Below are 22,104 nucleotides of genomic sequence, written 5' to 3'. Positions count from 1 at the left end.
TCACTTTTTTTAAAGGAGTGAACCAAGCGTGAGAACACGAGAAGATGTGCTCGAATGGTTATCGGCGTTACTGGCATTTGGCATCAAACCAGGGTTGAGCCGGATGAACGCGATACTGGCGGAACTTGCAATTGATCCGGATACGATTCCGACGATTCATGTTGCGGGAACAAACGGCAAAGGATCAACGGTCGCTTTTTTGCGGGAGATGGGTGTAGCGGAAGGATTGCAAATCGGAACCTTTACGTCACCGTATATCATTCAGTTTGAGGAACGAATCATGTTGAACGGTGTACCGATCAGTGAAGCGGATCTGGTTGAGGCGGCTAATATGGTTCAAGCTGCAATCCTGAAATTAGAACCGGTAATCGGGGCAGTGACGGAATTTGAAGCTCTGACAGCACTCGCCTTTTATCATTTTCATCAGATTCGTCCTGATTTCGTTATTTATGAAGTCGGACTGGGCGGTCTGTATGATTCGACGAATGTCCTGAAGCAACCAAAAGCCGCAATTATTACTTCGATCGGTCACGATCATCAGGCGATTCTCGGAGATACGCTCCAAGAGATTGCTTTACAGAAGTTCGGGATCATTAAACAAGGTACACGAGTCATTGCGGGAAAACTGCAGGAAGAATTAACGGTTCCGTTGATGGCCTATTGTGGCGATCGGCAGGCGAGCCTGTCCTGGAGTCAGGAAGTCATCCGGCATTACCGGCTGAGTGAGACCGGCACATGGGCGACCTATGAAGGGATTCCCGAGACACGTCTAGGGCTGGAAGGGATTCATCAAGTCCACAATGCGGCGAACGCTGTCGTCTGTGCGAAACAACTCGGCTGGTCGAAGACCTCTATCCGGCGCGGACTGCGGAATGCGACGCATCCGGGACGGTTTGAGATCATCTCCCGCAAGCCGCGGATTATTTTGGACGGTGCCCATAATCCGGAAGGGGTGACGGCACTGGTTGAACGACTGAAGGAAGAGTCAAAACCGGTTCTCGTCCTGTGTTCGATTTTACGGGACAAGGACCGCGAAGCAATGCTCAGGCAGTTGCAGGAAGTGACGCCGAATATCTACGAAACGACGTTTGATTTTCCACGGGCGCGGTCGCTTGAAGAATTGAAGATGGACGGAGCGAATGCGATGGAACTCAACCGTTTTTTCAAGGAAGTGGATACGACGGAAAAGACGCTCATCGTCACGGGATCGCTCTATTTCATCAGCACGGTTCGCACATTACTAAAGGCGCAGTCTTTTACAAAAAAGGGGAAACGCTGAAAGTCCTTGTATACTAATGGTGGGGTAATATAGTCCTAGATTGCATGATCTTAAGACGAGGAGACGATGGAGATGAAACGTTGGGTACGTCTGTTTTTAGTCAGCTTATTGATATTTACTAGTATTACGTATATACAACCACCATATACAAAGGCAGCAACCGGAGAAAAGTTCAGAATTCTGGAAGTGCGGGATGACTGGTCGACGACGAACCGGATTGATCCTAGTACAGTTGTGAATTCGATGTTGACGGGTCTTGATAAAAATCAGTTCGAGATCAAGATGATGACAGTCAAAGAATTAAATGCATCGCGTTTTCCACTCGACGGGGCATTTGATGCGATTGTTTTTGATCCGTCTGTGTTTACAGGACTAGACCGTTATTCGGTCAAGATTTCCGATACATCAAAACAGCATAATACAAGTAAAATTGAAAATGATATTACGAAATTAAAGGCAAATGAAATCAACACTGCATACATTAAAAAGGGATTACCGGTCTTCTTACATCAAGATGTTCTGACGCACTCATCAAGTAACTTTACATCGGTTTTTAAAGGTGTTCCAACGTATACAGATCTTTCAAGCGTTATCACGAGATTAAAGGCATCTAAAATCATTCGCCCTCGATTAGAAGGCGTTTCCGTTCGACAACAAGGAACGGCTTTGACGGTAGTCGATAAAGGAACAACAGCTGTTCCGAACGTTCCGATCGATTTTACGTATACGACAAGTATCGAAAATACAAATCAACTTGTTCAACTGTACATTGATTTTGACAGCAACGATCAATTTGAAGAGTCGGAAAAAGTCGATGAGAAGCCGGCCGGTAAGACAGGCACGCTAAGCTATAACTTCGATGCACCAAGTTATACCGGTCCACGGAACTGGATGATTCGCGTTTCTAGTAGTGACGGTTTGACGGATTATAAAACCGGCAGTTTTTTAATGAAGGATCAGGTCGCGGAAGCGAAAATTCTTCAAGTGACACGGACAGGAACGACCGGATCCATCAATGGATTTATGAATACTGGAACGTTACTGAAGCAGGATGGATTTTATGACTTTAATGTCGAAGTCATTACTGCAGACACATTTAATCAAACGTATTCGACTAAGAATTTAAATACGGCTTACGATATGTTGATTTTTGGTTTTCAAGATTCTTATGGTGCCGCATCTTTGAGTGACGCTGCATCGAACGCGATCCTTGGGTTTACGAACACGGGCCAAGGATTGATGTTGTCTCACGACACGATTTTCCGTCCGAATCAATCAGCGATTCCCGAGCTGTTCTGGGAAAAGAAGTTTGCTGATTTAGCAGGACAAAAGAATTTTACGAATATGGGCTATGCGGCGCCGCGTACATCGGGACAAGCAGTTAAGCAAAACGATGGCGTCATGACAACTTACCCCTTCACCTTAGGAAGTAATGTCTTAATTGCAACGACCCACAACCAATACTTTGGACTGGACTTGGAACAACCTGATTTAATTCCATGGTATAACATTCGCGAAAATAGTGTTGCCGCCTCGAACCAAGATACCGGTCGAACAGTTGGCGACGCAAGAAATCATTATTATATGTATACAAAAGGAAATATCACCTATTCGGGTGCTGGACATACTTCGACATTCAGTCAACAGCAAGAAAAAGAACTGTTTTCAAATACAATGTACCGCGCTTTTATTGGAGCAAACCATAAGCCGCTCATTAAAAATATCTTGCCGGATAATCAAGCCGGTTATTTAAGTAATGAGCCACTTACAATTTCGTATAAAGTGAATGATTATGATTTACGGGATCGCCAATTAAAAACACGTATTTATATCGATAACGAAAAGGTATTTGAGAACGATAAATTGAAAAATAATTCCTTTGTCAGTCAGACGTTTAACGGTAAATTGGCGGGGAAAACGTCAGCCGTGATTCGGATTGAAGCCGAGGACCAGCGTGGAGCGAAGACGGTTGAAACACGAACGATTCAAATCGTTCAGCCCTCTGCTTCATCGCCGTTCATCTTATCACGTTCCATCGATCCGGCTACAATCCCGCAAGGTGAAACAGCTGACATCACCTACACTGTCAAAACAAGTCCAATGCTCCAAAAAGATGCGATTGGAAATAATGGGTATATCATGGGGCAATTCTCTGTCACGATGGAGAACATCCTTTTTAGTGAAAATTTCCCGACAAATGTTGATGTCATTTCAGCGACCGGACTCGGTAACGTTAAAATTGTGGATCAAAAATTGACTGGAGATATTCCGGATATTGAATATGATGAAGCAATCGAAGGTGTCCATAAAGGCTTATGGATTGCACAGCCGTCTGAACTCACCTTTACAGTGAAAGTTCGGGCGAAAGACAGCGCTGGTACTCATTTATTTGATAAAAAAGACAATACAGTCAGTTCGACCAAAACGATTTATCGCGATAAAAAGAATGGAAAAGACAAATCGTCATCGGTGTCCAATGATACACAAGCTTTCCCGACGATAGGGTATGCTTTATCAAAACCTTTTGCAACAGAAGTGAAGATTCCGTCAGTCCGAATCGATCTCAATACACCGTCTTATAAAGTTTTGCCGGAAATCAGTCCGGTAGGCAGTCAATACGGAACGTTGAAGTGGTCGATTGCAGACACGGACATTGCAACCATCAACCAAGAGGGAATCATTGTGCCGAAAAAAATCGGCACGACGGATATTAAATTGATTGTCCCTGTTGCAAATGGCAAAGAATTGGTCGCAACCTCTAAATTGACCATCAATGATGTATTTGGCGGACTGATTGTCCGTGACGTTCCGAATGTGTTGTACGTGGGACAAACGAAGGCAATGACCGGGGATGCCATCATGTTATCTGGAACGGATGCACCGATTAAATGGATAGTGACGAATCCTGGATCGGTTGAATCGAAAGGAAAAGAAACGGATACGTTGACTTTAACGGGTGTCAAACCCGGTATGCTGACTGTGCAGGCGGTCGTACCAGCTACAGCAGGCGCAACGACCTACTTGGCGCAATCACAAGTTTATACGATTGAAGTCAAGGTTCCGGAACTAACTGTGAATCCAAGCAACTTGGAACTATGGGCGGGAACGACTCAAAATATGATCGCAACGTTTTCGCCGGATATCCGCTTACCGTTTGTTCTTTCTAAAATCAGTGATGCCATTGAATTGACTGCAACCGGTACCGGATATACCGTCAAAGGATTGACCGGGACTCCAAACGGTCCAGTCGATGCGGTATTACAACTAAGTGACTTCCCGGATACCCGTGCTGTAACAAAAATCAATGTGCGTGAAAATCCATTGACGTTGACGGCAAATGATTTGACGATGACGTTACAAGATGATCAAAAACGCCCGCTTCTCAATTGGTTGCCCGTTACGACGACAGAACGTTTCTATCGTCTCGAAGTCATGCAAGGAAAAGAATACGTCAAGACGGATGCGACTGCTCAGACGCTAAAGGCTCTTCGTCCGGGTGTTGCCCGAATCAAAGTGACTGCCTTAAAAAAAGACAAGAGTGTTTTTGAAGTATTGAAAGACGGGGAAAAAGAGAAGCAACCGTTGACGACAACCTTTAAAGTCACGATTTCATCTGACGGATCAACAGGAGAAAGTGATACGGATGTGTATTAAAGAGGAGCAAGCGACGTGACACGAAAAAAAATCATGCTCGTCGTTCTCCTGTTCTTAGTTGGAATTGGAGGAACGACCTATCTGTTAATTGATTATCGAAATCAACAAACGTTTGAAGAGAGCCTAAAGGCGAGTGATGCCACTAAGTTGCAACAGGCTGTAGCGACGGTTGATTTATCAACAAAAGAACGAAACCGATACATTCGGAAATTTCAAGAAACGCTTGAGTATGAAAAAGCACTTGTTTTGTTAGACCGGACAAGTGCCAAAAATCAACAAAATTGGTTTTATGTCGCTCAGTTTGCCCCGACCGATATCGTCAAACAATGGTTAGCGGCGGGCGCTTCGATGAAACAAGTAAATAAGAACAAACAAAATGTTTTGCATGTCGCAACAAGTATCAATCGTTCTGTTGATGCTTATGATTTACTCGTCAAACAAGCTTCAAAAAGTCAGCTGAATCAATTGGATCGATTTGGTCATACACCGCTTTATTATGCGACAGTCGATCAAAATCAAGAAGCGATGGAGTTGCTACTCGCAGCAGGCGCTGTTCCAGACAAAGGAACAGATCCACCGATTTATGAGACCGTTAAACAAAATCGGACCGACTTATACCAATTGTTAAAAACGAGTGGGGCCTCAGCAAACACGAAACAAGTTAAAAAAATAGCAAACAACTACGGGGCAGAATCATTTAAGTAACAAAAAACACGACATCCTCATAAAAAGGATGCCGTGTTTTTGTATGTCATGGAAGGCGTTTAGGTGTTTCAACATATAATTGAACGGCTCGGCTGAGCGGAAGCATTGCCGTCGGGTTTTGAAGAACACTGGCGTCATAGGTCAGACGAAGGCGGGATTTTTCAGCGTCCGCGGATTGCTTGGCTTTCATCAAGGTCTCGAGTGCTGTTACATCTTGCGGGAAGCTGTTTTCCGGTAAATCCAGCGTTCCACGGTAGGCATTGACTTCGAGAATACCTTTCGTAAAGATTCCGCCTTGCAGGTTCATCGTAGAACCGACCGAATAAATTCGATTCAAGGCAGGATCATCACTGTATAAAAAAGCACTCATATCAGGTTTGGTTGTTTGTGGTGTTGAAAACTTATTCACACGATTAATCGTCAGGCTTCCTTTACTGAGAAGAATCAACGTATTTTGATTCGACGAACTGGCGATTCCTTGGATATTTGCATCATCGAGTCGACTCGAGCCCGTCGAAAATATCGTCGTCGCAAAGCTGACATTTCCTCGAATCAATAGATTACCGAGAACAATCATCGGGCGTTTGATTTCAAGTGGTTGATTCACCGGATTTAAAGAGGAAATGGTTAAGTTTCCATCAATGATGAGGGGTTCCATGGAGGCTTTAACGATATCATCAGTGATTGTCACTGTATTGTTTTCTGTTGGTGCCGGACGAATCAACTGTTTGTCTGTACTGAGTTCATTCAAAAAAGGTCCCGTTAAGACAGCTTGTTTGATAGGTTGAGCCCGCAAATATCCGGGCAATGTCGCAAGTGGTGTTGTACTTGGAATATTTAAAAAATCATTCAAGGCAAATTCAAAATCGAAAGGCACCAGTGCTTCTTTCGTTGCGATCAGGTCTGTCTTGACGGTCGGATCGAATACACTCGTATCACAAGATAAGAAGTCACGACAGCTCAATAAAGGCTGATCCTTTGGCTGGAAGACTTTGACTTGACCATCAATATAGGCACGGGCTGTTTTATCCGTGTAGGAGCCGGTTGCGCCATTGTAGATGAAGTTTGGTGACGCGGATACTTGTAACGGTTGCCGGGAGAAGACATTTCCTTGAATCCGCGGGGCACCGTTTAAAATGACTTGATTATCAGAGCCTAGAATGTAATATAAGAAACTTGGAATAGCGGACAAATAGACACGTTGCGCATACTTTTTCCGGACCGTCGGCTGATCGCCTTTTGCTTCTTCAACCTGTGCCGTCAAATCGAAGGCTTTGACGCGGACATTTGATGCGGCTTCATTTAATGTCACTTTGACGTTCGGTGCTGCAGTCGCAAGCTTTAAAATGATTTGATTGGTCGGGTCATTAAATAACTCCTTCGACGAACTCGTCGGACTGGTTCCGGCTGTCGTCGCGACGATTTGCTGTAAAGCAGCAATCGCTTGTTTCAATTCATTTTGTGTCGCTGATTCTACTTCGATATTCGTCCCACGAATTTCTGTCAGTCGTGTGGATTGGAGACTGATGCCAATCGTCGCGACAGCCAAAACAGATAGCACCGTTAATGTTACTAATACAAATAATAAAGTATAACCTTCTTCGGATTTTCGCATGGGTCATCCTTTCTCTCTTAAAAGCCAATCGTGCTTGTGAGGGTTTGTGTTTCTTCTTGATCGACGGACTGAATCGTTAAGGTGATCGTTAAGATACCGTGGACCACATAGACACCGGGGTAATCACCTGTCGTAATCGTGACCGTTTCCGGACGGGACAGGGTAAACGTTTTTTGCATGCTCGTCTGCTCATTGATGTTTTCGAGCGGACTCTTATAAATCAAGGTCGTTTGTTCTGTCTGTTTATCGTCGAATCTATACGTAACGGGCTCGACCACATCTTCTTGATTCGCGTTATACGGGACGAAACCAGCCGACCGTTCAAGTAAGCCGGTTGCTTGACTGAGACTGGGTAACGTTTTTTTGTAGAATGCGAGTTCGTTTGCTTGGTCGATTCGAATGGCATCAAACCCTGTGATTTCATTTAATATCAAACCAACCGAACTGTCTGCTTCGCTCCGCAATTCACTGATGATACCGGTCGCTTGAAAACTTTTTGTACCGGAGATGAATACTGTCAAAATGACGGCACTGAAAATAGCAGCGATGACGATGGCGACAAGCAACTCGACAAGCGAAAAGCCATCATTTCGTTGAGGGAAAACTTTGATTAAGCGTCGCATTGGTGATCGATCCTTTCAAAGACGTAATCGGCTCCGGTTGTCCATCCGGATAGACATAAATATACAAATCAAGCAGATTTGGATCGTTTTCACCGTTAATCTTACGGGGCGTGACACTGAACTTTACATCAAACGGTAGATTATTTATTTCAGCATCGTTGAAGATTGAGTCACAAATAGCCGATACACCACATGACGGCGTGTTCGGCGTCGGTATTTCAAAAGAACCATTCTGATAAATCGTTTGTTGTGCTTGTTCCTTCAAATCTTCAAAAACAAAGGGACCGGATTCTGTCTCGATAGCTTCCCGCTCGATATAGGAGGCGGCATTCTTTGCTAAATAATTGGCAAACGTCAATTCGGTACTGTCCCTTGACGCTGCGAGGGACTGGGAAAAGATACTGATTAACGATACAGAAATAATCGATAAAATCGTAATACTGACTAATACTTCAATTAATGAAAAACCAGCTTGCTTGTTTGGCACGGATTCACCTCATGTCTAAATCAATAGGATTTCTGGACTGAAAATTAAAAAAAGGTATGTATTCACACGTAGAGAAAGTATTTGTCAGGTAGGACTTATGTTTCATCATAATATTCATTATAATGGAAATACTAGACACCTGAAATGGTTATTTCATACGGAAAGGAAACAGATGATGATAAATTTCAAACGTTTTGCTGTCCATACGTTGCTGTTAGTCGCGTTAATTGCTCTAATCTATGTTCCTTCATTTGCCTTGATTTCTTTTACAGGCAAAGCAACAGTCATCGAAAACTTTTCTGATACCGCTCGAATCGGTTCCGTTCCAGTCAGCGGACTGACACGAAAAGAAGCAAAACCGAAAGTGCAGGAAGCCGTCACGTCCTGGTCTAAAAAAACACCATTGACCGTTGGAACAGGAGAAGAGACATTACCGATTCCGACCGAACTGGTGACATTTAAGGTCGAAGAATCCATCAAACAAGCTTCTTTGAAAAAAGGCGGATCTTTAAAGGTAACTGTCAATCAAACTGCAATGGAAGCCTATCTTGCCTCACAACCGATTACATATACAGAAGAACAGGTGAAGACGTTTAACACCTGGTTGATTAAAACAAGTAAAAAGCTGGAAGAAGGAAACTTTGACCCGGCTGAAACAGCAGCAGCGATTGATCCGGCAGGAGAAGTCGTCTCGAGTGTCACGTTTACGACACGTTCTGCAGCAGAAGAACAGATGATTGACGGAATGGCTCAAGTCGACATCAAAGCCGGCCAATTGATGAATGTTAAGACGTACGGCATGGATCCAGTGGCTGCCTCCTTTATTGGCAGTAAATTGTATGAACTATTCGCGAAAACACCATTTGAGATTGTCGAACGGATGCCGCATAAGGAATTACCGGACGACATCACACTTGGTTATGATGTCAAGATTGATGAGAAAACTGATTTTGCCGTTCGAAACACTCAAGCGGTTAATTACCAAGTCGTCGCGACGAAGAACGGGAGTGATGTCACGCTGGAATTACGCGGGACACCGTTCAAAGAAACGGTCACGGCCGTACTCGAAGCGGAAAAAACAATTCCGTACCGGACGATTACACGGTATTCTGCGACGCTGTCTGCAGGAACAAGCAGTGATACGCAGTCGGGGATTGAAGGAAAGTCGATTGAATTGTATCGTGTCACGAAATCCAATCAAGGAGAAGTCAAACGACTACTGGCCCTTGATTTTTATGCGGCGACACCAGCCATTGTGACGAAGAGCAGTCAAGAAGAGTTACCGCCTGTCGTCACACCACCGGCAGAAGAACCGTCAACCGACTCGACGGACGAGACGACGAATGATGAAACAACCAATGACTCGACAGATAACTCAACAACTGACTCAACGGATGGAACAACAGACGGAACGACGACACCAGAAGAACCTGTAACACCGGATCAACCGACGGTACCGGACACTCCGGATACGCCAACGACAGGAGACCCGGCATCTCCGGTCGAAGATGATTCGACGGAAGGCGCTGTTGGCTGATCTTGCCAAAAAGAAAAGAGGATGAATATGAACTGGACGGACTTAGCAATTGAACTTGGTATCATCATCGGTCTAGCGACCATCATTTGTGGTTTGATGTTTGCGATTCAAATCCCTTTTGTCACGACTACGGCAGCAAAAGTGATTCTGTCCTTGACGGCGCTCGTCCTGGTCACTTCCCTCTATTTAATCGTCAAGTTTGACTGGATTTCGAATCCTTTCGTAATTGCCGGTTACGTTGTATCGATTCTCGTTGTGACGGCAATCACGAGTGTCGTGGATGAAAGAAAGCAGAAACTGACACCACTGGACGAGGAAGAAACATGGCACGCGGAAGGATGACAACGTAAATGGCAATGAAACGAAAACGACTAGGTGAAATGCTGTTAGAAGAGAGTGTGGTGACGGAAGCGCAAATTGAAGAGGCGCTATCCGTCAAACGGACATCTGAAAAACTGGGGGATACGTTATTACGACTTGGTCACTTGACGGAACAACAGTTGATTGAAGCATTACATCATCAATTAAAAATTCCTGTCATTCAACTGTATAATTATCCGGTCGATGTGGCGGTAACGAAATTGATTTCAAAGGAACTGGCACAACGACATACGCTTGTGCCGGTTTACCGCGAGGGGAATCGGCTGTTCATCGCGATGGCAGACCCGATGGACCTAATTGCGATTGATGACTTGCGACTTCAAACAGGATTAATGATTGAGGTAGGCCTTGCGACACGCGATGAAATCCGACGGACAATTTTAAAGTATTACGATATCGATTCGTCACTGCGAGAACTACTCGAGTCAGACGAGATGACGATTTCGGATACATCACGTGATACGGTTACACGTGAAGATGCTCCAATCATCCGTCTGGTCAATCAAATACTCGAGAACGGAATTTCCCAGCGGGCATCCGATATTCATATGGATCCACAAGAAACGTCACTTTCGATCCGGATCCGGATTGATGGTGAATTACGTACAGAAAACAATTATCCGAAACAGATTCAAAATATTTTAACGACCCGTATCAAAGTCATGAGTGAACTGGATATTACGGAAACTCGCTTACCACAGGATGGACGCATTAAATTCCTACATAATGGGGTTGCCTATGATTTCCGGGTCTCGACATTACCAACCGTCTACGGCGAAAAAGTCGTCATTCGGATTCTCGACAGTTCGAACTCGAACATCTCGATCGCAAAAATCGGATTCAGTGAACGGAACGAACAACAATTTCGTGAGATGCTCAAACGGCCAAACGGAATTATCTTAATCACGGGACCAACCGGATCAGGAAAGTCATCGACCTTGTATGCGGCTTTAAATGAATTAAATGATGAAACACGTAATATCATTACGGTTGAAGACCCGGTCGAATACCAAGTGGACGGCATCAATCAGGTCCAGGTCAACTCGAAAATCGGTCTAACGTTTGCCAGCGGACTCCGCTCGATTCTCAGGCAGGATCCAAACGTCGTCATGGTCGGGGAAATTCGTGACATCGAGACAGCCGAGATTTCGATCCGGGCTTCATTAACCGGTCACCTCGTCCTGTCGACGTTACACACGAATTCAGCCGTCAGCTCGATTACCCGATTGATTGATATGGGAGTTGAGCCGTTCCTTGTGGCCGCTTCGGTCACCGGACTGATCGCCCAGCGGCTTGTCCGGCGGGTTTGCCGTGACTGCGGGGAAGTTCAGCCGTTATCGAAGCGCGAAGAAGAGTTGTTTGCTCAAGAAGGTATCACGGCGACGACCGTCATGCGTGGACGAGGCTGTTCCTCTTGTAATATGACAGGTTATCGTGGACGTCTGGCGATTCAGGAAGTCGTCGTGGTGGATGAGAGCTTACGACGGATGATTATGAATCAATCAACGGAGAGTGAAATCACGATGTATGTCAGATCACAAGGACAACGGTTATTGTTGGCGGACGGTTTAGCCAAAGTCGCGCAAGGTATCACGACGACGGAAGAAATTCTACGGACGGTGATTTCCGAATGAGTACGATGGAGCGCGCCCAAATTGAAGATATCTTACGATCGTCGAAAGAAAAAGAAGCATCCGATGTCCATCTGACGGCCGGTTCACCGCCGGTCTTTCGCATCAACGGCACCTTGACACCGTTCGGTACAGAAAAGATGAAACCGGTCATAATCGAAGGGTTCGTCCGCTCCCTTATTACCGAGGAAATGTTTTTACAGTTAAAACAGGACCGGGATATCGATTTTTCATTTGGTGTGACAGGAGTGGCACGCTACCGCGTCAATTGTTTTTATCAACGCGGGGCGTTGTCGATGGCCTTTCGGACGATTCCGACTGAAGTACCGACACTCGATCAATTGTCATTGCCGCCGGTCTTAAAACGTTTCCTGACGAAGCCGCACGGCTTGATTCTCGTGACCGGTCCGACGGGTTCCGGGAAATCGACGACACTGGCAGCGATGATCAATGAAATCAACCAAACGATGTATAAGCGGATCATCACGCTCGAAGATCCGATCGAATATTTACATAGTCATCAGAAAAGTCTGATTGACCAGCGGGAAATCGGTATCGATGCCCCGCGTTTTGCGACCGGCTTACGGTCCGCCCTTCGCCAGGATCCAGATGTCATCCTGCTAGGTGAGATGCGAGATCTTGAAACAATTTCAACAGCGGTGACGGCAGCAGAGACTGGTCATTTAGTTTTTGCGACGGTCCATACGTCGACGGCGGCATCGACGGTCAGTCGGATCATCGACGTCTTTCCATCCGAGCAACAAGACCAGATTCGGGCTCAACTCGCGAACGTTCTAGCCGGTGTCGTCTCACAACGGCTGATGCCACGAACGGATGGAACCGGTCGTGTCGCAGCACTTGAAATCATGGTTGATACACCCGCCGTCTCAAACTTAATCCGGACCGGGAAAGAATATCAGATCCAATCGGTCTTACAGACAGGGAAGCAATACGGCATGCAGACGATGCAGATGGCATTACAAGACTTAGTGAGTCGAGGTTTGATTCCAGCATCAGCCGCGACACCTTACATATCGGGGTGAACCAATGACAGTCTTCAAATATGAAGGTCGTACGATGACCGGTAAACGTAAAAAAGGAAAAATTACGGCACTTACGAAACGGGAAGCGGCGGAACGCTTACGGACGGATCAAATTGCCGTGACGTTACTTGAGAAGCAAGAGTCCAAAGGCTTAAATACGGAAATCACATTTTTGACTGCCAAACCGAAAATCGAGCATCTTGTCATGTATGCCCGGCAGTTCGCGACACTCGTCCGGTCCGGTGTCTCAATTGTCAAAGCGACGGAAATCTTACGGAAACAGACGGAATCAAAGCCGCTGGAACGGGCGCTGGTCGAAGTCGAAGATGATTTGCGGAGCGGGATTCAATTTTCACAAGCGATTGAAAAACATCCGCGTGTTTTTGATACGTTTTTTGTCAGTATGGCAATGGCAGGGGAGGCAAGCGGAAACCTAGAAGAAGCGCTCGATAACATCGTGACCCAGCTCCAAAAACAGTATGAAATCAAACGGAAAGTCATCTCGGCATTGATTTATCCGGCGGTCGTCTCGATTGTCGCCGTCGGGGTCGTCGTCTTCTTAATGCTGAACGTCGTTCCGACGTTCGCCTCGATTTTTGATCAGCTCGGCAGTGAGTTGCCGTTGATCACGAAGATCGTTGTCGCCGTCTCTGACTTTTTTGTTGCCTACTGGTGGGTCTTACTCTTGATTGTGTTTGGTTTACTCGGATTACTGTACTTTAACTTAAAAAATGAGCGGCAACGGGTTGTCTTCGACCGTTTACTGTTGATGATTCCTGTGTTCGGTCCGTTGATTCAAAAGTCACAAATTGCGTTAATGACCCGTGGACTGGCTGTCTTATTGAATGCATCGGTTCCGATTCTTACATCGCTTGACATTACGGAACGCATCGTCACGAACCGGGTCATCCGTAAAGGAATTGCCGCTGCCAACGAAGCGATGTCGCGGGGGATTCCGATGCACGAACCGTTAGCGAAAAACAAATATTTTCCACCTCTTGTCACACAGATGATTGCGATTGGGGAAGAATCGGGACGACTCGACTCAATGTTGACGGAAGTCGCCGATTTTTACGAAACGGAAGTTGAGACGACGACCGACCGCTTGAAGTCAATCATCGAGCCGTTATTGATTGTCGTACTCGCGGTTATCGTCGGTGTGATTGTCATCGCTGTCGTTGTTCCGATGTTCAAAATCTATTCCGATATTCAGGCAAGTTGACAACTGCGAAAACATTTACCTGATGTAGAAAAAATCCATTTTCTACAAAAAATATGGTGCTACTATAATAGTATCGATTTGGATAGTATGACCTATACGTCAGGAACAGTAAAAAAGTACTAGGGAGGAATAATAAACATGTTAGAACGTCTGAAAGAGATTTGGCTCGATGCCAAACAAATGCGTGACGAGCGCGGCTTGACATTGATCGAGTTACTCGTTGTTGTCGTTATTTTAGGAATCATTGCAGCAATCGCTGTCGTCGCAATCGGCGGATTGATTGAAAACTCACGTAAGGATGCCGTTGTATCCGATGCGAAACAATTGGTAGCAGCAGCGAAACTTTATACGTCTTCGAACCCAGTTCAGCCTGGGGAAACGGTTAAAGTTGGAGTGAACGAAAATAAAAAGCCGATTTCAGCTAATGCAGTTGCTAAAGGTACAAAAGAGGCACCAAGAACAGACTCATTGAAAAAATACATCGATGATATGAAGGATGCTTTAAATTCAGATGCAGATTATGCAGATTCATTTGTGACGGTTACTGAGAAAAATGGTTCATATGAGTATGCAGTTACTTTAACAAGTGCATCAACAGATTACACATACTTTACAGCAGCAGCACCAAAAGACTTAAAACGTGCTGGAGTAGTTGAAAAATAAGTTGAGAGCCCCCATCTCGGGGGTTTTTTTCTGAACTTTTTTAAGGAGGGAACTGTATGATGACAGTCGTCTTTACCATTTACTTTTTCCTGATTGGGATGCTCGTGACATCCTTTACGAACGTCGTCGGCTTACGGGTCCCGGTCGGGGAATCAATAGTCCGTCCGCGCTCGCATTGTCCGAACTGTGGGCATGTCCTTGGTCCGCTTGAGCTGACTCCAGTCATCGGGTATTTGGTATTGCGTGGGAAATGCCGGACGTGTCAGTTGCCGATTTCGATCAAGTATCCGGCACTTGAACTGCTTGGTGGTATTATGTACGCCTATGCCTTTTATCAATTCGGTTGGTCGATGCAATTCGTCCTGTCGATTTTGTTGACGATCCTGCTCAGTATTCTCGTCATGTCGGACCTTGCCTACATGTTGATTCCGAACAAAATCTTATTATTCTTTTTACCGATTAGTCTGATTGTTCGCTACCTTTCTCCCCTCGAGAACTGGTATAATCCAATTATTGGCGGATTCGTCGGATTCTTTCTATTGTTCGTGATCTTTCTTGCGTCACGACAAGGGATGGGAGCAGGGGACGTCAAGTTGTTTGGTGTGCTCGGGATTTTTTTAGGTCCGTTACACGTCGTCATCGCCTTGTTCGTTTCCGCCTTCGTCGGATCGATTGTCGGACTGGGTTTACTCGGCTTAAAACGCGTTGAACGAAAACAACCGATTCCGTTTGTCCCCTCGATTGCCGTAGGCACGTTACTGACATATTATTTCGCGGACGATTGGGTGAAGCTTTATCTCGATCTGTTCCTCTAGGAAAGGAAGAATATACATATGGCGCAAGCTCGGCGCAGAGGTACATATATCTACTTTAATTTCACAGATGTCGGGATTTTTGGAGCGGTCGTCAAAAAGGGGGTCATTAAGCGGCGGGGTGTCGTTTCCTTACCTCCGGGAACCCTTCAGGGGGGATGGCTCCAACCGGAAGCATCGCTCGATATGATTTTTGACAGCTTACTTGCGAAGTTGAAGGTTCCCCGCGGTTCGCAAGCGGTCCTCGCGATTGACGGATCACTCGTCCTGGCACGGAAACTTGAAATTCCGGAGACCGTCGAAACCAATCAGATTCGCGGTTATTTGTTCATGGAACTGGGACACAGTATCGTCTTACCGTTTGAAGAACCTTATTTTGATTACACGTTGCTCGAAGAAGACGGTAAACGGGAAATCATGTTGTATGCAGCACCAAACGAAGCGTTAAAACAATACATGGAACTGTTCCGGAAAAAACATATCCGCCTCGTGGCAGCGGAACCGCAACCACTGGCGACATTTTTTGGTCTCGATTCGCTGTATGAAGTCGAAGCCGACAGCAATCTATTGATTTGGAATGTCAATGCGACGAATCATCAGTTGATCATCATCGAAGACAAAGTCCCGCGTCTGATTCGTTCGGTCGATATGTTTGTCGCGAATGCCTGGGAAGTCGATGTCATCGAGGACCGGTTGCATTACCGCTATCAATCAGATGATGCCAACGTCGAATTCATCCTGGAAGAGATGTTACTGGAATTTTCACGTGTGCTTGATTTCTATCGTTTTTCGTTAGCGCGTGACGGGCGGGAAATCAGCCGTGTCATGCTGACGGGAGATTTTCCGTTTCAAGAGGAACTGGTGCGCCGGTTCGAAACGAACTTTGACGTCCGGTTGGAACAAGTTCCGGATGTACTCGATGTAGCGGGGCAGCCGATTCCAAAAGCGTACTTACCTCTCGTCGGTTTAGCGACAGTCCATAAAGACCGGATTAATTTATTGCCGGACAGTGATGTCGCGCCAAAGTTTCCGTTGATTGCCTCGCTGATCCTGCTGCTACTCGGCGGGATGGTAGGCGGATATCTGTACTGGCAGACCGATCAATTTGCTGACCGGCTCGAGACGGCAAACAATCAGATCCAAATCGTCCGGACGTTGCAATCGGAATCGGCTCAGTCGGCCAAACAAGAAGTTGCGCAGCTCAAGCAAACCGTCGACGGACTGGAAGCGACACCACGTCCGGCTGTGCCGGCTTTGGAACGGATTACGCGGTATCTGCCGGAACGCGGCTATATTCTCCAGTTTGCCTATGGAGCCGACCATCTTGTGACGATGAATGCCCAGTTTGAGACGTTAGATGAGTTAAACGGTTTTTACCGTCAATTGTTGACGGATACGGCCTTTACCGGAGTGACGTTAACGAATGTCACGACGAAAACGATGAATGAAGAAGCGGAAGTCGTCACATCGACGACGATTGATCCGACGACCGGCGAAGAGATTCCGACGACGACCATTACGCCGACGGACGAGACGGAGACGGAAGAACCCCGCTATATCGGGCAATTTGGTCTGACGGTTGTCCCGGCAGAAGTCATCAAAGGGGAAACGAACCAGGCGGATCCCGATGCGCCGAAGGAAGATGCAACGACGGATGCCGTGGTCGACCCGGGAGCGGATGCGACGGAAACGGTGGAACCACCGACGACCGGCACAGAAGCGGACGAACCGGTTTCGACTGAAGTAGAGGAGGTGGAAGAAAATTGAAACGATACAGCGGTCTCATTCTTCTTGCCTTGACGATTGTCTTGATTGTCGGGGGGCTCGGCTACTTCGGTTATACGACGTACACGACGTATCAGGAATTACAGCAAACCGAAGCAACGCTTGAACGGGAACAGATGGCGCTTGAAGCGGCAAAAGCGAATGAACAGAAAGTCGATGTTGCTGAATCCAGCTTCCTCCAAAAACAGGTGCCGGTCGTACCGGCGAATGATGATGTGATTGATGCGATCAATGCGGCCAGTCAAATTGCCGGTGTGAAAGTCCAAGCCATCACGTTTGGCGCAACCGGAACGGAAGCAGCTCCTGCATCGCCGGTCCAGTCAACGCCTGCCGTGGACGGTGCAATGGCGACGGAATCCGAGACGGAAGCTGCGGCAACGGCAGAGACACCGGTTGCGACCACAACGGCGACGGCACTGCCTGCTTCTTTGACGGTCGAAGCCCCGTCCTATCTCGAACTGATGGCTTTTCTTAAACAAATCGAACGGACGGACCGGATTACGATTTTACGCCAAATCCAGTTGACCGGTCCGGATGAACCGGGTCCAGGGAGCCAGACGATTGTCCTTGAAGACGAAATGATGTCCTTTACAGTGGAAATCGAAAGTTACTACCGTCCGGATTTAACCAAGTTGATTCCGGATAAACAGACGCCGCTTCAGGAGACGACCCCGAAATCGGATCCGTTTGTCGATGTTACAGGTAATTAACCCCAAAGCAAGTGTTGCTCTGACTCGGAGCGGCACTTGTTTTTCGTTATACTGAAAGTTGATTCCAGTAAGACTGGTCGAAAAAGAAGGAAAAGAGCGTGATACTGATGATAACGCAACACTCATTGATTCTGGCTTCGGCCTCTCCGAGACGGACCGAACTGTTACGGCAGATCGGTGTGCCCCATATGATACGACCGGCCGATGTGTTGGAGGAAGCCCCGTATCCGATGTCAGCTGACGAGTACGTGATGTATTTATCACGGAAAAAAGCCCGGACCGTGGCGAAGTCCGGTGAAATCGTCCTGGCAGCAGATACGGTTGTCGCCCTGGATCGGCACATTCTTGAAAAACCGGTCGATCAAGCGGCTGCTCTCGAGATGTTACGACGGTTATCCGGACGGACACATGAGGTCGTGACCGGTGTAACGCTTTTACAGGATGAACGGGAGGAGACGTTTACGATTACGACGACGGTCCGATTCTGCGATATCCCGGAAAGCTGGATGCTGGCTTATGTTGCGACAGAGGAACCGTATGACAAGGCAGGCGGATACGGGATTCAGGGAAAAGGTGGTCTATTCGTCGAAGCGATTGACGGCGACTATTATAATGTCGTCGGTTTACCGATCAATCCAATCAGCCGTCGTCTCGAAACATTTGGAATCAAGCCGATGTTCGCGTAATTTCATGAACAGAAAGGTCGGATGAAGTGATTGAATGGCCAAAGGATATGATTCAGTTAAAGGGTTTGGCACAGGCGACGACGGTGGAGTTATTGGCATGTCTCGTCCGCAGCGGGACACGGAACCGGAGCCCGCTTGAAATTGCTGAAGATTTACTCGACATTTATCCGTCGCTAATTGAACTGGAAGCGGCAGGTGTCGGGGGACTGGAAAAGGCACCGGGCGTCGGCAAAGCAAAGGCGCTTCAAATCATGGCGGGACTTGAACTCGGGCGGCGGCTTGTCACGGAACCGAAATGGGTCCGTCCGGTCGTCCACTCACCCGATGATGCCGCCGAATTATTGATGGAAGAGATGCGGCTCTATCAGCAGGAACACTTCATCTGCCTGTACTTGAATACAAAAAATGAGGTCATCTCGAAGAAGACGCTGTTTATCGGAGGGCTCAATACATCGATTGTTCACCCGCGCGACATATTTCGGGAGGCCATCCGTTGTTCGGCGGCAAGCTTCATTGCTGTCCATAATCATCCGTCCGGCGATCCGACGCCGAGCCGGGAAGATATCGAAGTCTCGGAACGAATGGTCGAAGCGGGCAGATTGATCGGAATCAGTTGCATCGATCACCTCGTCATCGGGCATGGACAATTTATTAGTATGAAACAGCGGGGATTTATGTAAGAATAACGTCTGAGGGGGAACTGTGCTTCCTGACCTCAGGCGTTTTTAGTTTTGTAACAACCATTGAACTGTAAACAAGCTGTAACGTTTTAACGCTTTCCAAGGAAGGCTTTTCCGTTATAATTAGTGAAGTGTATTCTCAGAGAGGGGTTTTTTGAATAATGTTTGGATCATTTAGCCGTGAAATCGGCATTGACTTAGGTACGGCAAATACGCTCGTTTATGTGAAGGGGCAAGGAATCGTCGTGCGCGAACCTTCTGTCGTCGCATTCCGTACCGATACAGGCAAGATTGAAGCAGTAGGTAACGCAGCAAAAAACATGATTGGACGGACACCGGGAAACGTGACGGCACGACGCCCGATGAAAGATGGGGTTATCGCCGATTATGAAACAACGGCTACGATGATCAAATACTTCATGGATCAAGCAACAAAGAAAAAAGGATTATTTTCTTCTAAAACAAACGTCATGATTTGTGTACCGAGCGGGATTACGTCCGTTGAAAAACGTGCGGTCGAAGACGCGGCGAAACTTGCTGGTGCACGTGAAGCCTATACGATTGAAGAACCGTTTGCAGCAGCAATCGGAGCAGGTCTCCCGGTTTCTGAACCAACAGGATCAATGGTCGTCGATATCGGTGGCGGAACGACGGAAGTCGCGGTCATTTCACTTGGCGGTATCGTGACAAGCCAATCGATTCGTGTCGGTGGAGACGAGATGGACGAGTCAATCATTCGTTACATCAAATCGAAATACAACCTGATGATCGGTGAACGGACGGCTGAAACGTTGAAAATGACGATCGGTTATGCCCGGATTGATGAAGAGTCGGAAAACGAGACGATGGAAATTCGTGGACGTGATCTCGTGACGGGACTTCCGAAACAAATCGAAGTCACAAGCGCAGAAATTTGTGATGCGTTATCAGATACGGTCGATGCAATTTTAGCCGGTGTCAAACACACGCTTGAACAAACACCGCCGGAATTATCAGCAGACGTCATGGACCGCGGAATTGTCTTGACAGGCGGCGGCGCCCTTCTGAAAAACTTGGATGCCGTGATTGAAGATGAAACACGCATCTTGACACTCGTTGCGGAAAACGCGCTTGATTGTGTCGCAATCGGTACAGGTAAATCATTGGAGATGATGAATGTGTTACGTTCGAAATCAGGCATCTCACAAAAAAGATAAGGACGGGATGAGCGATGAAGCGATTTTTAAATAATCGAAAACTGCTCATCACACTCCTTAGTTTTCTCCTTTTGGTGATTTTAATCGGAATTTCGCTCCAAGGACGTAACCAGACCCACTGGTATCAAAGTTTTGTCCGCGATACCGTCGGGGTTGGCCAACGTCTTTTTGCGACACCGATTGGCTGGATTGATGATACGGTCACTTCGGTTAAAGAAGTGCGCGATGTGTATAAGGAAAATGAGTATTTAAAATCACGACTGGGCGACTATGCCGGAAATTCCGTCAAAGTCCGCGATTTGGAACGTGAGAACAATGAATTAAAAGACATGTTGAAGCTAAAAGGATCGATTCGGGATTATACGTTATTGCCGGCAGAAATGATCGGTCGAACGTCATCCGAATGGCAACGCTTCGTCACGGTCAATATCGGAAAAGAACAAGGTGTCAAAGCCAATATGGCCGTCGTGACAGCAGATGGTTTAATTGGCCGTGTCATTCAGACAAGTGCCTACACATCACTCGTTCAATTGTTATCAGATACGAGCCGGACGAACAATGTCTCAGCAGTTGCGGACGATACGAAAGGAAAAAGTGTCTTCGGTACGATCGAAGGATTTGATGAAGAGACGAATCTCTTGAAATTCACGAAGATTCCGAACGACGCCAAACTGAAAAAAGGTCAGACTGTTACGACATCCGGACTCGGTGGTAAGTATCCGAGTGGTATCGTGGTCGGAAAGATCGAACAAGTGAAATCGGATCAATACGGTGCTTCGAAAATCGCATACGTCAAACCGGCAGCAGACTTCGAACAGTTTGGTCACGTTTTTGTGATTCAACGCGAAGCGAAGGAACCTTTCGCTGAGACCGACAAGGGAGGGGACACTAGTGAATAACATCAAGTTGTTTTTCGCCGTGTTCCTTCTTTTTATCTTGGAAGGAACGTTGTTCGCAGGTCCGCTTGGAGACGGCTCTCCTTACGTCATTCATGTTACGTTGATCGCGTTGATGTTTTTAGGGCGTTATGGAAAAATTGAGCAAGCGCTTGGTTTTGGACTGCTGTTCGGTCTGTTATATGATTTCGTCTATTCGGATATCATCGGAATTTATTTATTTGCGCTATCTGCCATTCCGCTTTTTAGTAGCTTCGTGCTAAAATATGTAAAGGAGAACGTATTAACGATTATCGTCACCTTTACGTTCAGCGCTATTTTGTTTGAACTGGATATTTATTTCTTCACGGCTTCGGTCGTAGGAGTCGGTGTTCCCTTCAAGGAACTCGCGACACAAATCATTCCAAGGAGTCTCATTGCTCAGTTGATTGGGATCATCATGCTGTATTATCCGATGACGCGACTGGTGCAATCCACATTTGATGAGAAAAGAGGATGA

The 22,104-nt window shown here is 46.5% G+C and carries 20 protein-coding genes; 17 read left to right on the top strand and 3 right to left on the bottom strand.

Features of this window, described 5'->3' with window-relative positions; all coding sequences use genetic code 11:
• The first annotated feature begins 28 nt into the window (after window positions 1-28).
• The 3 genes from KNP93_RS01935 (at window position 29) to KNP93_RS01925 (ending at window position 5,638) form a co-directional block, all read left to right on the top strand.
• Window positions 29-1,279 carry a bifunctional folylpolyglutamate synthase/dihydrofolate synthase gene (locus tag KNP93_RS01935; RefSeq protein ID WP_214852852.1) on the top strand — a complete coding sequence of 417 codons (1,251 nt, stop codon included), beginning with the start codon at window positions 29-31 and terminating at the stop codon, window positions 1,277-1,279.
• A gap of 72 nt (window positions 1,280-1,351) precedes the next feature.
• On the top strand, window positions 1,352-4,933 hold the full coding sequence (locus tag KNP93_RS01930) for a GEVED domain-containing protein (protein WP_214852838.1): 3,582 nt from the start codon (window positions 1,352-1,354) through the stop codon (window positions 4,931-4,933).
• A 15-nt stretch (window positions 4,934-4,948) separates the two neighbouring features.
• Window positions 4,949-5,638 (top strand): ankyrin repeat domain-containing protein, encoded by a 690-nt coding sequence (locus KNP93_RS01925; RefSeq protein WP_131502742.1) that lies wholly within the window; start codon window positions 4,949-4,951, stop codon window positions 5,636-5,638.
• Between the two features lie 46 nt (window positions 5,639-5,684).
• Here the strand turns inward: KNP93_RS01925 and KNP93_RS01920 are convergent, their stop codons facing one another.
• Genes KNP93_RS01920 through KNP93_RS01910 form a run of 3 tightly spaced genes read right to left on the bottom strand, consistent with a single transcriptional unit; the run spans window position 5,685 to window position 8,363 of the window.
• Window positions 5,685-7,253 carry a type II secretion system protein gene (locus KNP93_RS01920; RefSeq protein ID WP_214852835.1) on the bottom strand — a complete coding sequence of 523 codons (1,569 nt, stop codon included), beginning with the start codon at window positions 7,251-7,253 and terminating at the stop codon, window positions 5,685-5,687.
• Between the two features lie 17 nt (window positions 7,254-7,270).
• Window positions 7,271-7,876 carry a PulJ/GspJ family protein gene (locus KNP93_RS01915; RefSeq protein ID WP_131502740.1) on the bottom strand — a complete coding sequence of 202 codons (606 nt, stop codon included), beginning with the start codon at window positions 7,874-7,876 and terminating at the stop codon, window positions 7,271-7,273.
• The gene (locus tag KNP93_RS01910) at window positions 7,839-8,363 is read right to left on the bottom strand and encodes a type IV pilus modification PilV family protein (protein ID WP_131502739.1); all 525 of its coding nucleotides are present in this window, start codon (window positions 8,361-8,363) and stop codon (window positions 7,839-7,841) included. Before KNP93_RS01910 ends, KNP93_RS01915 begins: the two co-directional genes overlap by 38 nt.
• 175 nt (window positions 8,364-8,538) lie before the next feature.
• On the opposite strand from KNP93_RS01910, the gene KNP93_RS01905 reads away from it, so the two are divergent.
• From KNP93_RS01905 to mreD, 14 genes are all read left to right on the top strand, one after another.
• Window positions 8,539-9,900 (top strand): G5 domain-containing protein, encoded by a 1,362-nt coding sequence (locus KNP93_RS01905; RefSeq protein ID WP_251138590.1) that lies wholly within the window; start codon window positions 8,539-8,541, stop codon window positions 9,898-9,900.
• A gap of 27 nt (window positions 9,901-9,927) precedes the next feature.
• Window positions 9,928-10,242, top strand: coding sequence for a hypothetical protein (locus KNP93_RS01900; protein WP_131502737.1), 315 nt, complete (start codon window positions 9,928-9,930; stop codon window positions 10,240-10,242).
• A gap of 8 nt (window positions 10,243-10,250) precedes the next feature.
• Window positions 10,251-11,915, top strand: a complete 1,665-nt coding sequence (locus KNP93_RS01895) for a GspE/PulE family protein (RefSeq protein ID WP_131502736.1) — start codon at window positions 10,251-10,253, stop codon at window positions 11,913-11,915.
• Window positions 11,912-12,955 carry a type IV pilus twitching motility protein PilT gene (locus KNP93_RS01890; protein WP_131502735.1) on the top strand — a complete coding sequence of 348 codons (1,044 nt, stop codon included), beginning with the start codon at window positions 11,912-11,914 and terminating at the stop codon, window positions 12,953-12,955. The genes KNP93_RS01895 and KNP93_RS01890 overlap by 4 nt, the downstream gene beginning before the upstream one ends.
• Window positions 12,956-12,959: 4 nt before the next feature.
• Window positions 12,960-14,177, top strand: coding sequence for a type II secretion system F family protein (locus tag KNP93_RS01885; protein WP_131502734.1), 1,218 nt, complete (start codon window positions 12,960-12,962; stop codon window positions 14,175-14,177).
• A 138-nt stretch (window positions 14,178-14,315) separates the two neighbouring features.
• Window positions 14,316-14,840 carry a type II secretion system protein gene (locus KNP93_RS01880; protein WP_214852832.1) on the top strand — a complete coding sequence of 175 codons (525 nt, stop codon included), beginning with the start codon at window positions 14,316-14,318 and terminating at the stop codon, window positions 14,838-14,840.
• 56 nt (window positions 14,841-14,896) lie between these two features.
• Window positions 14,897-15,655: a prepilin peptidase gene (locus tag KNP93_RS01875; RefSeq protein ID WP_214852829.1), complete on the top strand. Its 759-nt coding sequence runs from the start codon at window positions 14,897-14,899 to the stop codon at window positions 15,653-15,655.
• A gap of 18 nt (window positions 15,656-15,673) precedes the next feature.
• Window positions 15,674-17,419 (top strand): type IV pilus biogenesis protein PilM, encoded by a 1,746-nt coding sequence (locus KNP93_RS01870; RefSeq protein WP_214852826.1) that lies wholly within the window; start codon window positions 15,674-15,676, stop codon window positions 17,417-17,419.
• Window positions 17,416-18,147 carry a hypothetical protein gene (locus KNP93_RS01865; protein ID WP_131502730.1) on the top strand — a complete coding sequence of 244 codons (732 nt, stop codon included), beginning with the start codon at window positions 17,416-17,418 and terminating at the stop codon, window positions 18,145-18,147. The genes KNP93_RS01870 and KNP93_RS01865 overlap by 4 nt, the downstream gene beginning before the upstream one ends.
• 107 nt (window positions 18,148-18,254) lie before the next feature.
• Entirely contained in the window at window positions 18,255-18,833 is a 579-nt protein-coding gene (locus KNP93_RS01860; RefSeq protein WP_131972924.1) for a Maf family protein, read from the top strand.
• Window positions 18,834-18,880: 47 nt separating this feature from the next.
• Entirely contained in the window at window positions 18,881-19,513 is a 633-nt protein-coding gene (radC, locus tag KNP93_RS01855) for a RadC family protein (protein ID WP_214853450.1), read from the top strand.
• A gap of 161 nt (window positions 19,514-19,674) precedes the next feature.
• On the top strand, window positions 19,675-20,709 hold the full coding sequence (locus KNP93_RS01850) for a rod shape-determining protein (RefSeq protein ID WP_012370984.1): 1,035 nt from the start codon (window positions 19,675-19,677) through the stop codon (window positions 20,707-20,709).
• Between the two features lie 14 nt (window positions 20,710-20,723).
• On the top strand, window positions 20,724-21,608 hold the full coding sequence (mreC, locus tag KNP93_RS01845) for a rod shape-determining protein MreC (RefSeq protein ID WP_131502729.1): 885 nt from the start codon (window positions 20,724-20,726) through the stop codon (window positions 21,606-21,608).
• Window positions 21,601-22,104: a rod shape-determining protein MreD gene (gene mreD / locus KNP93_RS01840; RefSeq protein ID WP_131502728.1), complete on the top strand. Its 504-nt coding sequence runs from the start codon at window positions 21,601-21,603 to the stop codon at window positions 22,102-22,104. The genes mreC and mreD overlap by 8 nt, the downstream gene beginning before the upstream one ends.

It is taken from the genome of Exiguobacterium sp. s166 (assembly GCF_018618855.1).
In the GTDB taxonomy this organism is placed as follows: Bacteria; Bacillota; Bacilli; order Exiguobacteriales; family Exiguobacteriaceae; genus Exiguobacterium_A.
Note: the sequence above shows the minus strand (reverse complement) of the source record. Positions and strands in the feature narration are given on the sequence as shown.

Coding starts and splice junctions, on each gene's coding strand:
- KNP93_RS01930 (WP_214852838.1), top strand. CDS start 1,352: ATGAAACGTTGGGTACGTCTGTTTTTAGTCAGCTTATTGATATTTACT.
- KNP93_RS01920 (WP_214852835.1), bottom strand. CDS start 7,253: ATGCGAAAATCCGAAGAAGGTTATACTTTATTATTTGTATTAGTAACA.
- KNP93_RS01915 (WP_131502740.1), bottom strand. CDS start 7,876: ATGCGACGCTTAATCAAAGTTTTCCCTCAACGAAATGATGGCTTTTCG.
- KNP93_RS01905 (WP_251138590.1), top strand. CDS start 8,539: ATGATAAATTTCAAACGTTTTGCTGTCCATACGTTGCTGTTAGTCGCG.
- KNP93_RS01900 (WP_131502737.1), top strand. CDS start 9,928: ATGAACTGGACGGACTTAGCAATTGAACTTGGTATCATCATCGGTCTA.
- KNP93_RS01895 (WP_131502736.1), top strand. CDS start 10,251: ATGGCAATGAAACGAAAACGACTAGGTGAAATGCTGTTAGAAGAGAGT.
- KNP93_RS01890 (WP_131502735.1), top strand. CDS start 11,912: ATGAGTACGATGGAGCGCGCCCAAATTGAAGATATCTTACGATCGTCG.
- KNP93_RS01885 (WP_131502734.1), top strand. CDS start 12,960: ATGACAGTCTTCAAATATGAAGGTCGTACGATGACCGGTAAACGTAAA.
- KNP93_RS01880 (WP_214852832.1), top strand. CDS start 14,316: ATGTTAGAACGTCTGAAAGAGATTTGGCTCGATGCCAAACAAATGCGT.
- KNP93_RS01875 (WP_214852829.1), top strand. CDS start 14,897: ATGATGACAGTCGTCTTTACCATTTACTTTTTCCTGATTGGGATGCTC.
- KNP93_RS01870 (WP_214852826.1), top strand. CDS start 15,674: ATGGCGCAAGCTCGGCGCAGAGGTACATATATCTACTTTAATTTCACA.
- KNP93_RS01860 (WP_131972924.1), top strand. CDS start 18,255: ATGATAACGCAACACTCATTGATTCTGGCTTCGGCCTCTCCGAGACGG.
- radC (WP_214853450.1), top strand. CDS start 18,881: ATGATTCAGTTAAAGGGTTTGGCACAGGCGACGACGGTGGAGTTATTG.
- KNP93_RS01850 (WP_012370984.1), top strand. CDS start 19,675: ATGTTTGGATCATTTAGCCGTGAAATCGGCATTGACTTAGGTACGGCA.
- mreC (WP_131502729.1), top strand. CDS start 20,724: ATGAAGCGATTTTTAAATAATCGAAAACTGCTCATCACACTCCTTAGT.